We start from the raw sequence: 11560 nt of genomic DNA, 5'->3' as shown, positions 1-11560 counted from the left end.
CGTGCATCTCTTGATCAGTACCGCTTGATCAATGTTGAGTCACGCAGGTCGATGCCTTGACCGGCACGATCAACTCGCGAGCGCCGTCGCGACCAGTTCGCGCACCTCGACGACGTCCATGCGCGCGGGCGACCCCAGGATCGACGTCCCGCAGCTCTCCGGGCGGGGAGGCGCCGCGGCGCCCTGGGTCACGACGACGAGCCAGCGGCGTCCGTCGGCGTGAGCGACGGTCACCTCCCAGCGCGGAGCCGCACCGGTCGTCCCCACGACGGCCAGTGCGTCCGCCGCGTACTCGCGCACCGCGGTGCGCACGGCCAGCTCGGCCGCCTGGCCGGGCCGCTCCCAGGCGGAGTTCCCGCGGCATCCCTCGACGACGACGCGTCCTTCCTGGACGCTGTGCAGGACTTGCTTGACGGCGTGGGCCTCGGCGCGGCCGTACGCGTATCCGTAGGGCAGGACGAGCAGGGTCGGCGAGAAGCGATGACCACCCAGATGAGTGACCTCCCAGACGCCCTCGACGCCCGAGGCGGCCAGTTCGGCGGCGAGCGGACGGCCGAGCAGCGCGCAGCAGCGGTCGCGCTTGCCGTTGGTGCAGACGAGGGCGAGCGGGTCGCCGGTGTACGGCCGCGCTCCGAGTACCGAGTCGAAGGTCCGGTGCTCGCCCCTGCCGAGCGCCGCGAAGTCGAGGTCGAGCAGGTCCCGAGGCTCGTGGATCGTGGCGGAGTGCAGCCACCCCCGGCCGGGCACGGTGTGGGCCGCGTAGACCTGCCGCGCGGCGGGCGTCCCGAGGTCGGCGTGGCGGCCGGGACGCCGGATCAGCGCGATGCGTACGCCCGTGCCCTTGACGGCCGCTTCCAGGGCGCGGCCCAGTGCCGGATCGAGGTGGCTCGATGTGAGCGCCTTGGCGCCCCAAGGGCCCGGCTGCTCCAGCAGCAGCCAGGTCCGAGCGGTGGCCGCGGTTCCCGCGAGGGGCTCGTCGAGCTCCTGGGAAGCGGTTGAGCACGTACTCACAGAGGTGAGCCTAACCTGACTTGGCTCGAGATGGCTGCCTGGCGGCCGGCGAGCAGATTGATTCATGCATGGCGGACATGGAGGACAGCCAGCGCGGCCGCGGCACAGACGACCATGGTGGTGCCCATGCTCACCGCGGTGACCTGGCCGGGCAGGCTCATGGCGGAGGCGGCGAGGCCGCCGACGAGGAACTGCAGCAGCCCCTGCAGAGAGGAGGCGGCTCCAGCGGCCGCACCGTGGCCGCCCAGTGCCAGGGACGTGGCGTTGGCCAGCACGATGCCGAGCATGGACACCACCAGGAAGAGGCACGTCAGCAGCAGCGGCAGCGGGAGGCGGAACACGGCGCAGCCCAGGACGCCGGCGGAGCCGAGGGTCGCCACCGTCAGGCTGACGCGCAGCAGGGTGTGCTCGCCGGCGACGCGGCCGACGAGCATGCCGCCGACCTGCCCGAGCAGCACGATGCCCAGACCGTTGAGGCCGAAGACGAGACCGAACTGCTGGGCCGTGAGCCCGTAGGCGTCCTGGAGGACGAACGACGATCCGGAGATGTAGGCGAACGCGGCGGCGAACATCAGTGCCGCGGCGAGCACGTACCGCATGTACCGGAGGTCGGTGGCCAGCGCCCGGAAGGTCCGCAGCGTCGCGCGCGGATGGGCCGGCGCCCGGTTGGCGTCCGGCAGCGATTCGGGCAGCGCGAAGGCCACCGCGAGCAGCAGGACGGCGCCGACGGCGGCGAGCACCAGGAACACCGCGCGCCAGGTGGTGAGCGTCAGCAGTTGGCCGCCGAGGACGGGCGCCAGGACCGGGGCGACGCCGTTGACGACCATGAGGCTCGAGAAGAACCGGGTCATGGCAGTGCCGGAGAACAGGTCCCGCACGATGGCCCGCGCCAGGACCGTGCCGGCCGCCGCGCCCAGCGACTGCAGGACCCGGCCGGCGATCAGCCAGCCGACGGAGGGCGCCAACGCACACCACAGCGACCCCGCCAGGTACAGCGCCATACCGGCCAGCAGCGGGCGGCGCCGACCCCATGCGTCCGACAGCGGACCGACGATCACCTGGAAGAGGGCCAGGCCGACGACGAACGCCGTCAGCGTCATCTGGACCAGCTGTGCGCTGGTGTGCAGTTGGTGAGCCATGTCGGGCATGGCCGGGAGGTACATGTCGATCGTGAGCGCGCCGAAGGCGCTCAAGGAACCGAGGATCAGGGCCAGCCGCGCGCGGCCTCGTGGGTTCGTCGGCTTCGCGTCGCCGGCGCCCTCCGCCGTGGCGATCGCAGACCGGTCTCCGTCATTGATTATGGACACATAATTATGATGACATAATCCAGTAGGGTGACGCCATGCCTCGCGACACAGAAGACGCCGTCGGTACGGACGCCGGTGACCCGCTCGCCGATCTCGCCGATCTGATCCTCAACGTCGGCCGGTTGGTGCGTGCCCGCACTCCGGAAGGCCCGCAGGTCGTGACGCTGACCGAGACCGAGCGGCAGGTGATGCGCGTCGTCGATCTGTATCCCGGGGCCGCGCCCAGCGAGATCGCCCGCCGCACCCGACTGCAGCGCACCAACGTCAGCACGGCGCTGCGCAGCCTCGAGGGCAAGGGGATGGTGTCCCGCGCCGCCACCGAGGGTCGCGGCGTCGCCGTGCGCCCGACCGAGCGCGCGGCGGCCAACCTCCAGGTCCTCCGCGCCGCCTGGGGACGGGAACTCGCCGCCATCCTGGGCGACGACCTCGACACCGTCCGGCAGTGCACCCAGCTGCTCAGCCACCTGGAACAGCGGCTCACCGCGGACGAACAAGGCCCATCATGACGACCGCGGGTTGGACGCCGACCGGAACCGGGATACGGCGGATCATCCGACTGCGGCGATGCCGAACCTCATGGTGAGGTGATCAGTCACTCCGGCAGGGGCTGGGGCAGCGGTATGGGCTGGGGCGGCTTCGGGCCCACGTAGTGCCCGCTCGGACGCATGCGCAGTGGGCGCTCCCCGTACTCCTCCAGGGCGTGGGCGATCCAGCCCGCCGTACGGGCCACGGCGAAGATCGTCTCGCCCGCGGTGGCGGGCATGCCGCAGGAGACCGTGAGCACGGCGAGGGCCAGGTCGACGTTGGCGTGCAGCGGGGTGTGGCGGGCGGTGGTGGCGACGATGTCGCGGGCCGCGGCGAGCGCGGGGCCGGCGTTCGGGATCTCCTCCAGGAGGCCGAACAGGACACGCGCGCGTGGGTCCTCGCCCGTGTAGAGACGGTGGCCGAGTCCGGGGATGCGACGGCCGGCCCGCAGCTCCTCAGCGATCACGGGACCCGCGTCGCCCTCGTCGAGTACGTCCATCAGCAGCCGGTGCGCGAGCCCGCTGGACGCTCCGTGCAGGGGCCCCTCCAGCACGCCCAGCCCGGCGGAGACGGCCGCGTAGGCGTGCGCGCGGGCCGAGGCGGCGACGCGCACGGCGAGGGTGGAGGCGGCGAGATCGTGGTCGACGAGGAGGGCGAGCGCGGTGTCGAGAGCGCGCAGCGAGGCTTCGTCGGCGTCCCGGCCGCTGAGCCGTGACCACAGGCGCTGGGCCAGCGGGCCTTCGTCGCGACGGTAGGTCCCCTGTTGCGGCAGGGCGGCGACCAGGGTGGGGATCAGGGTGCGCGCGGTGCCGAGCACCGCTTCCTCGGACAGGTCGAACCGCAGCGGGTCCGCGGTGCCGGCGCCGATCGCGGCGACCCTCAACCGGTCCGTGGGGCTGGTGTGTTCGGGCAGGCCGTCGACGGCGCGGCGGGCGACGAGAACAGCGGCTTCGGGGGCGGTGAAGGTCGTTCCCGGTCGCATGCGGCCGGTCCACAGCCACTCCGCGACCTCCTCGTAGGAGTGGCGGGTGGCGAGTTCGGTGGCGTCCACCCCCCGGAAGTAGTAGCGGTCCTCCTCGATCAGCGTGATGCGGGTCCGGACGGACAGTTCGCCGCCCGATCCCGGACTCCCGCTGCTCTCCCGCCTGTTGCGCCGGGCGAGGGCCTCCACCTCCCGGCCGTCGAAGGTGCTGCCCCGGCCGCCCGGCACACGCCGGCTGCTGAGCTGGCCGCGGCTCACGTACGCGTACACGGTCTCGGGCTTCACGCCCAGGAATTCGGCGGCTTCCTTGGTCGTCAGCCGCCGTTCCGCGGAGGCGGGGGAGGGGTCTTGATCGCGCATGGGGTCACCGTATCCGCCTAGCGACGCATGGATGAGATGGATTGATTCAATCAATATTGACAGCGATACAGTCAAGCATGGACAGTCGAATCAAGTCCAGGGAGGAAAGCATGTCCGTCAACAGGTCAGTAGCCGCGCCCGTCAACGTGCCGCGAGGACTCGCCGGTGTCGTCGTCACCGACACCTCGATCGGTGACGTGCGGGGGCTCGAGGGCTTCTATCACTACCGCCAGTACTCGGCCGTGGAGCTCGCCCGGACCCGCGGCTTCGAGGACGTCTGGCATCTCATGGTCCACGGCGAACTGCCGGACGCGGCGCGACGGGACGCGTTCGTCGCCGAGACGGTGGCGCTGCGGCGGCTGCCGGACGAGGTGCGCGCGGTGCTGCCCGCGATCGCGGCCGCGAGCGGTGGCTCGGGGCCGCTGGCCGGCATGCGCACCGCGCTCTCGCTGCTCGCCGCGGCGAAGGGTTTTCGGCCCGTGTACGACACCGGCGCGGACGAACGCCGTGGGGACACCCTCGTCGCGACCGCCGCCGTACCCACCCTCCTCGCCGCGCTGCACCGACTGGAGTGGGGCCTCGAACCGGTGGAGCCGCGTGAAGACCTTCTGTACGCCGCCAACTACCTCTACATGCTCACGGGTTCGGAACCGGAACCGCGTCAGGCCCGGGCGATCGAGCAATACTTGATCTCAACCATTGATCACGGATTCAACGCATCAACCTTCACCGCCCGCGTCATCGCGTCGACCGGAGCGGACGTGGCGGCATGTCTGGTCGGCGCGGTGGGAGCCCTGTCGGGGCCTCTGCACGGCGGTGCGCCGAGCCGAGCCCTGGACACCCTGGACGCCATCGGCACACCTGACCGCATCAACCCCTGGATCCGGGAGCGCGTCCTCGCCGGCGACCGCATCATGGGCTTCGGCCACGCGATCTACCGCACGGAGGACCCCCGCTCCCGGATGCTCCGCGAGGTGGCCCTGGGGTTCGGCGGCCCCCGGGTCGAGTTCGCCGTGGAGGTCGAGCGCCAGGTGGAGGCGATCCTGGCGGAACTGAAGCCCGGCCGCGAGCTCCACACGAACGTCGAGTTCTACGCGGGCGTGGTCATGGAACTGTGCGGTCTGCCCCGCGAGATGTTCACCCCGACGTTCGCGGCGGCCCGCACGGTGGGCTGGAGCGCCAACATCCTGGAACAGGCGGAGGACCGGAAGATCATCAGGCCGGTGGCGCGGTATGTGGGGCCGGGGGCGCCGATGGCGGTGCCGTCGGCGACCTGACCGGGCCGGTCCTTCGCTCGCGATGGGTTCGGCTGAATGTCCTGTCACAGGTCGTTCAGCGCCCGCTCGAACAGTTGGAAGACCTGCCCGTCCGGACTTTGCGGCGACAGGTGTCGTTTCTGCTCCCGCGTTGCGTTCCAGTACTGCTGGAAGGCGCGACTGCTGAGGAGGCTCCTCGCATGCGCCACCAGGTCCGCGTCCGAGTACGTGCCCCAACTGTGCGCGAGCACGAAGTGGGCATAGACGAGGTTGGCGAACAGGTGCTGCTGCAGACTGGCCTGCGAGTTCTCCCGATAAGTGGTCCACACCGGAGCGAGCGAAGGGTCGCGCATCACCATTTCGGTGAGCTGCACGTGCAGAGCACGCATGTCTGCTTCGGCGCTGCGGTGCAACTCGGCTCGGGACGCCGCGAGTTCCTCACGCTGGAGAGCCAGCTCCTCGCGCTGCGAGCGCAGTTCGCGTTGCTGAAGGAACAGCGTGATGACCAGAAGCAGGACTGCCAGCCCGGAGAAGGCGGCATTGACGCCGCCGAAGTAGTCTCCGACGGAGCCGCGCTGTACCGCCGTACGACGTCCCCCGTTCGCCATTTCGACGGCGCTGTTGAGCCATCCGCTGACAACGACGGCCACTGTGCCCATCAAGGTAAGACACGCCGCCGCGCCGACGGTCCATGCGCTGAGTGAGAGTGCCGAACGCAAGATGCCGTGACGTGCCATCGGTCCCCCCTGGTCTAGGCACGCGGATGGTTCCCCCGTGCCGGGGGAAGAAACGGCTCCGCACTCCTCCGCTGGGTGCTACGCCGGATGTTCGGCGTAGCACCCAGGGGTCTCACGCTTCGGGAAGACCCTTCTTCGCGTCTCTGATGAGCTCACCCGGAACAATCACGATGGCGTGATGCGGCCGCGGTTCCGGGATGTGGTGCTTCTTGCGGGCCTCTTCGGAGAGGACCGTGCCCATGACTGCGACGCTGTTGTCGCTGAGCAGGTATGCGGCAGGGCAGTTGTCGCCGGTCAAGCAGGGCTTGTCCAGGCGCCTTACTATCCTGCGCGTCCGATGTGCATGCCTGCACGCACCCTTTCGCCCGAGATGGATATTCATCGACTCTCCATTGAGGGGAAAACGAAGCGGGGGGAACGGGAAAGAGCGCCGGGTGGGCGCTTCATGCGGAGGGGAGAGGTGTGCTTCTCTCCGGGAAGTCCTACCGGGACCGGGTGGTGTCTCGGAGAAGAACCCTTGCCGGGACAGGATGGTGTCGCGGGAGGGGTGGGACGTGACTGCAGGACAGAGATCGCCGGTGTCAGTGTTCCGGAATGTCGGTCTTTGCCCTGAGGAGGGTTTCGCGCGTGATGACGACGATCCGCTCGTCGTCGGCTCGCGCCGCGTCGGGGGGAAGTTCCCCGTCGAGTTCCGCGGTGGCCTCGCGGCCGATGACGGCGAAGTTGCCGTCGCTGAGCTCGAAAATGTCGGGGCAAGTCTGGCCGGTCTGGCTGCCTCGCTCCCACGGAGCAGCACCGATACGGCGCACGATCTTCAAGTGGATCCCGGTCCTTGGAACGTGTAGTTGGGGTAGGCGGGGACACATTAGCGGCTTGTTGATGTGCGTAGTCCGCCGTTGTCGTAGTGACGCCCACGAATCGTCCAACCGGCCCTAAACGTCCAACCGGAGCTACTCGACCGGTGGTTCGCCCACTACCCACCATTCCTCGGTATCGGCGTCGTCCAGATCCCGGATGAGTTGATCCACCATACGGCCGAGTTCGGCCTCCCTGGACTCTCCCAGACTGGCCCGGTGGTGGCGAGTCGCCTCCCAGTAGTCGCGGAACACCCGGTTCTGACACATCACTCGAAGGTGTCCGAAGAGTTCGTTCCGGCTGATCGCGCCGATCCGGTGAGCGTGGAGGGCATTGATGTACAGGGCGTTGGCGAACAGGAACTGCCTTTGCCTGTCGATCGGTACTTCGGTCTCATACGTGTCCAGGACCGCGGCCAGTGCCGGATCGTCCATGGCCTTGCAGAGCAGGTCGAAGTGGAGGCGGTGTCGCTCGCTCTGAGCGCGGTTCCTGCGCAGCTGCGTGCCGAGCGCGAAGGCCGCGCCGGCGGCGGCGATGACGCTCCCGACAGTGGTACCGAATCCCCACACTCCGCATTTCTGTGTGGCCATGTCAACCCCCGAATCAGGCGGCCGTTCCGCCGGTCGTCGGGGTGCGGGTCGACTGATGGGGACCGGCGAGCGGTGGGCGGCGCTTGCCGTCTCCCAGGGTGCCGAGCGGCTCTGATCGGCGGGGAGGCGGAGAGGAGGCGCACGGAGGGAAGCGAGGGTCGCACACTCCGGCGCCTTGCCAGACGTCTGCCCCGCCAAAGCAGCTAACAATCGTTCACTTCGCGGTGATTATTCCGGCTCGTATCCTGGTCCGGCAGTCACAGCTCGTACGTCCGTCGGCATCACGCTCCGGCGCACAGCAGCGCGAAAGAGGTCGCACGTTGAGTCAGCCGAGTTCTGGCATCCGGCAGATCCCGGTCGTCGTTCTCGCCGGATTCCTGGGTTCCGGCAAGACCACCCTCCTCAACCACCTCCTGCACCGCAGCGGCGGCAGCCGTATCGGCGCCATCGTGAACGACTTCGGTGCCATCGAGATCGACGCGATGGCCGTCGCCGGCGCGCTCGGCGACTCCACCGTCTCCCTCGGCAACGGATGCCTGTGCTGCGCCGTCGACGTCGGCGAACTCGACGGCTACCTCGCGAAACTCGCCGCCCCCTCCACCGGCATCGACGTCATCGTCATCGAGGCCAGCGGGCTCGCCGAGCCGCAGGAACTCATGCGCATGGTGCTGGCCAGCGAGCATCCGGGGATCGTCTACGGCGGTCTCGTCGAGGTCGTCGACGCCGCCGAGTTCGACGACACCCGTGCCAGGCACCCCGAGATCGACCGGCATCTCGCGCTCGCCGACCTCGTCGTCGTCAACAAGCTCGACCGTGCCGAGGACGGCGACAAGGTCCTCGGGCTCGTACGCTCCCTCGTCGACCGCGCCGCCGTCGTACCGGCCTCCTACGGCCGTATCGACCCCGAGTTCCTCTTCGACTGCAGGCCCAGCGAGGAGCGCATCGGACAGCTCTCCTTCGACGACCTGCACGACCACGACCATGACCACGAGCAGGGCGCCGACCATGCCGCGCATCTGCACGCCGCCTACGACAGCCTCGCCTTCAGTTCCGAAGTGCCCATGGACCCGCGTCGGTTGATGCAGTTCCTCGACAGCAGGCCCGAGGGGCTCTACCGCATCAAGGGCTACGTCGACTTCGGCGCGTACGACACCCGCAACCGGTACGCCGTGCACGCCGTCGGGCGCTTCCTGCGCTTCTACCCCGAGATGTGGAAACCCGAGGACCCCCGCCTCACCCAGCTCGTCCTCATCGGCTCGGGCATCGACGCGCCCGCCCTCGGCAAGGAGCTCGAGGCGTGCAAGAGCGACGCCCCGCACACCGTCGACGAGCACGGCATGTGGGGCGTCCTGCGCTACGTACAGGATCCGGAAGAGGAACCGGTGGAGCCGCCCGCCTAGAGGGGCCCCGCCACCACCGCCACCGTCTTCGGCAGGGACACGCCCGAACCGTCGCGGCGCGGGTCGATGTCCGGGAGCTCGGCCGGGGTGCCGTTCTTCTGGGCCGCCTTGGCCGGGACGGCGCCCGCCCAGGCCAGGGACAGGCAGTCCTCGCCCTTCAGGAACCGCTGGCAGCGCACGCCGCCGGTGGCGCGGCCCTTGCGCGGGTACTGGTCGAACGGGGTCAGCTTGGCCGTCGTCTGGACCGAGTCGTCGAGGGTGCCGCGCGAGCCCGCGACCGTGAAGACCATCGCGTCCGCCGCCGGGTCCACGGCCGTGAAGGAGATGACCTTCGCGCCCTCGGCCAGCTTGATGCCCGTCATGCCGCCCGCCGGACGGCCCTGCGGGCGTACCTGGGAGGCCTGGTAGCGCAGCAGCTGGGCGTCGTCCGTGATGAAGACCAGGTCCTCCTCGCCGGTGCGCAGCTCCACCGCGCCGACGATCCGGTCGCCGTCCTTGAGCGTGATGACCTCCAACTCCTCCTTGTTGGACGGGTAGTCGGGCACCACACGCTTGACCACGCCCTGCTCGGTGCCGAGCGCGAGACCGGGGGAGGACTCGTCGAGCGTGGTCAGGCAGACCACCGTCTCGTCGCCCTCCAGGGACACGAACTCGGACAGGGGCGCACCGCCGGAGAGGTTCGGCGCCGACGCCGTCTCCGGCAGCTGCGGCAGGTCGACGACGTTGATCCGCAGCAGCCGGCCGGCCGAGGTGACCGCGCCGATCTCGCCGCGTGCCGTGGCCGGGACCGCCGAGACGATCACGTCGTGCTTCACCCGCCTGCCCTCGGCGTCCGCCGGGAACGGCTCGCCGTTCGCCGTACGGGCCAGCAGACCCGTCGAGGACAGCAGCACCCGGCACGGGTCGTCCGCGACCTGCAGCGGTACGGCCGCCGGGGCGCCCGACGACTCCAGCAGGACCGTGCGCCGGTCGGTGCCGAACTTCTTGGCCACCGCGGCCAGTTCGGCGGAGACCAGCTTGCGCAGCTCGCTGTCCGACTCCAGGATCCGGGTCAGCTCGGCGATCTCCGCGTTGAGCCGCTCCTTCTCCGCCTCCAGCTCGATGCGGTCGTACTTGGTCAGGCGGCGCAGCGGGGTGTCGAGGATGTACTGGGTCTGGGTCTCCGACAGCGAGAAACGCTCCATCAGGCGTTCCTTGGCCTGCGCGCTGTTCTCGCTGGAGCGGATCAGCCGGATGACCTCGTCGATGTCGACCAGGGCGGTGAGCAGGCCCTCCACCAGGTGCAGGCGGTCACGGCGCTTGGTGCGGCGGAACTCGCTGCGGCGGCGCACGACCTCGAAGCGGTGGTCGAGGTAGACCTCGAGGAGCTCCTTGAGGCCGAGCGTGAGCGGCTGGCCGTCCACCAGGGCGACGTTGTTGATGCCGAAGGACTCCTCCATCGGCGTCAGCTTGTACAGCTGCTCCAGGACGGCCTCCGGCACGAAGCCGTTCTTGATCTCGATGACCAGGCGCAGGCCGTGCGCGCGGTCGGTGAGGTCCTTGACGTCGGCGATGCCCTGGATCTTCTTCGAGCCGACGAGGTCCTTGATCTTGGCGATCACCTTCTCGGGGCCGACCGTGAACGGCAGTTCGGTGACGACCAGGCCCTTGCGGCGCGCGGTGACGGTCTCGATCTCGACCGTGGCGCGGATCTTGAAGGTGCCGCGGCCGGTCTCGTACGCGTCCCGGATGCCGGCGAGGCCGACGATGCGGCCGCCGGTGGGCAGGTCGGGACCCGGCACGTGCCGCATCAGGGTCTCCAGATCCGCGTTCGGGTAGCGGATCAGGTGGCGGGCGGCGGCGATGACCTCGGAGAGGTTGTGCGGCGGCATGTTCGTCGCCATGCCGACCGCGATGCCCGACGCGCCGTTGACCAGCAGGTTCGGGAAGGCGGCCGGCAGCGCGACCGGCTCCTGCTCCTGGCCGTCGTAGTTGGGCGCGAAGTCGACCGTGTCCTCGTCGATCGACTCCGTCATCAGACTCGTCGCGGCGGCCTGACGGCACTCGGTGTACCGCATGGCGGCCGGCGGGTCGTCGTTGCCCAGCGAGCCGAAGTTGCCGTGGCCGTCGACCAGGGGCACGCGCATGGAGAAGGGCTGCGCCATGCGCACCAGGGCGTCGTAGATCGACGCGTCGCCGTGCGGGTGCAACTTGCCCATGACCTCGCCGACCACGCGCGCGCACTTCACATAGCCGCGGTCGGGGCGCAGGCCCATCTCGTTCATCTGGTAGACGATGCGGCGGTGCACCGGCTTCAGGCCGTCACGGGCGTCGGGCAGGGCGCGGGAGTAGATGACCGAGTACGCGTACTCGAGGAAGGAGCCCTGCATCTCGTCGACGACGTCGATGTCGAGGATGCGCTCCTCGAACGAGTCGTCGGGCGGCGGGGTCTTCGTGCTGCGGCGGGCCATCGCTGCCGGCTCCTCTTTTCTGGTCGCTCGCCTACGGGTCGCTCACGTCCCCTTCGGCTCACGCTTGCTGAAGCATGAACGGGATCT

General features: G+C 69.6%; 11 protein-coding genes. 3 read left to right on the top strand and 8 right to left on the bottom strand.

The annotated features are described in order from the left end of the window. Nucleotides 1-69 precede the first annotated feature (69 nt). Together ACIGDI_RS29665 and ACIGDI_RS29660 are read right to left on the bottom strand one after the other, a co-directional pair. Nucleotides 70-1011 carry a sucrase ferredoxin gene (locus ACIGDI_RS29665; RefSeq protein ID WP_399902876.1) on the bottom strand — a complete coding sequence of 314 codons (942 nt, stop codon included), beginning with the start codon at nucleotides 1009-1011 and terminating at the stop codon, nucleotides 70-72. Between the two features lie 62 nt (nucleotides 1012-1073). After that, on the bottom strand, nucleotides 1074-2318 hold the full coding sequence (locus ACIGDI_RS29660; protein ID WP_399902873.1) for a multidrug effflux MFS transporter: 1245 nt from the start codon (nucleotides 2316-2318) through the stop codon (nucleotides 1074-1076). A 35-nt stretch (nucleotides 2319-2353) separates the two neighbouring features. On the opposite strand from ACIGDI_RS29660, the gene ACIGDI_RS29655 reads away from it, so the two are divergent. Further along, the gene (locus ACIGDI_RS29655; protein ID WP_399902870.1) at nucleotides 2354-2824 is read left to right on the top strand and encodes a MarR family winged helix-turn-helix transcriptional regulator; all 471 of its coding nucleotides are present in this window, start codon (nucleotides 2354-2356) and stop codon (nucleotides 2822-2824) included. Nucleotides 2825-2910: 86 nt separating this feature from the next. Here ACIGDI_RS29655 and ACIGDI_RS29650 read toward each other — a convergent pair whose 3' ends face one another. After that, on the bottom strand, nucleotides 2911-4185 hold the full coding sequence (locus ACIGDI_RS29650) for a citrate synthase (RefSeq protein ID WP_399902868.1): 1275 nt from the start codon (nucleotides 4183-4185) through the stop codon (nucleotides 2911-2913). A gap of 110 nt (nucleotides 4186-4295) precedes the next feature. Between ACIGDI_RS29650 and ACIGDI_RS29645 the strand changes: the two genes are divergently transcribed. Next, a complete protein-coding gene (locus ACIGDI_RS29645; RefSeq protein ID WP_399902865.1) occupies nucleotides 4296-5462 on the top strand; it encodes a citrate synthase/methylcitrate synthase in 1167 nt (388 codons plus the stop codon). A gap of 44 nt (nucleotides 5463-5506) precedes the next feature. Here ACIGDI_RS29645 and ACIGDI_RS29640 read toward each other — a convergent pair whose 3' ends face one another. From ACIGDI_RS29640 to ACIGDI_RS29625, 4 genes are all read right to left on the bottom strand, one after another. Continuing rightward, nucleotides 5507-6178, bottom strand: a complete 672-nt coding sequence (locus ACIGDI_RS29640; protein ID WP_399902863.1) for a DUF6082 family protein — start codon at nucleotides 6176-6178, stop codon at nucleotides 5507-5509. Nucleotides 6179-6290: 112 nt separating this feature from the next. Next, nucleotides 6291-6476 (bottom strand): hypothetical protein, encoded by a 186-nt coding sequence (locus tag ACIGDI_RS29635; RefSeq protein ID WP_399902860.1) that lies wholly within the window; start codon nucleotides 6474-6476, stop codon nucleotides 6291-6293. Between the two features lie 283 nt (nucleotides 6477-6759). Next, nucleotides 6760-6996 (bottom strand): hypothetical protein, encoded by a 237-nt coding sequence (locus ACIGDI_RS29630; protein ID WP_399902857.1) that lies wholly within the window; start codon nucleotides 6994-6996, stop codon nucleotides 6760-6762. 132 nt (nucleotides 6997-7128) lie between these two features. Beyond that, nucleotides 7129-7623, bottom strand: a complete 495-nt coding sequence (locus ACIGDI_RS29625; protein WP_399902854.1) for a DUF6082 family protein — start codon at nucleotides 7621-7623, stop codon at nucleotides 7129-7131. Between the two features lie 320 nt (nucleotides 7624-7943). On the opposite strand from ACIGDI_RS29625, the gene ACIGDI_RS29620 reads away from it, so the two are divergent. Further along, nucleotides 7944-9023: a CobW family GTP-binding protein gene (locus ACIGDI_RS29620; protein ID WP_399902851.1), complete on the top strand. Its 1080-nt coding sequence runs from the start codon at nucleotides 7944-7946 to the stop codon at nucleotides 9021-9023. Here ACIGDI_RS29620 and ACIGDI_RS29615 read toward each other — a convergent pair. Then, nucleotides 9020-11473, bottom strand: coding sequence for a DNA topoisomerase (ATP-hydrolyzing) subunit A (locus ACIGDI_RS29615; RefSeq protein WP_399902848.1), 2454 nt, complete (start codon nucleotides 11471-11473; stop codon nucleotides 9020-9022). The two genes, ACIGDI_RS29620 and ACIGDI_RS29615, sit on opposite strands and share 4 nt — an antisense overlap. Between the last annotated feature and the right edge of the window lie 87 nt (nucleotides 11474-11560).

The organism is Streptomyces sp. NPDC085900 (assembly GCF_044540925.1).
GTDB classification, from domain to species: domain Bacteria; phylum Actinomycetota; class Actinomycetes; order Streptomycetales; family Streptomycetaceae; genus Streptomyces; species Streptomyces gilvifuscus.
The sequence above is the reverse complement of the archived record's forward strand: the minus strand, read 5'-3'. Positions and strand labels throughout refer to the sequence as shown.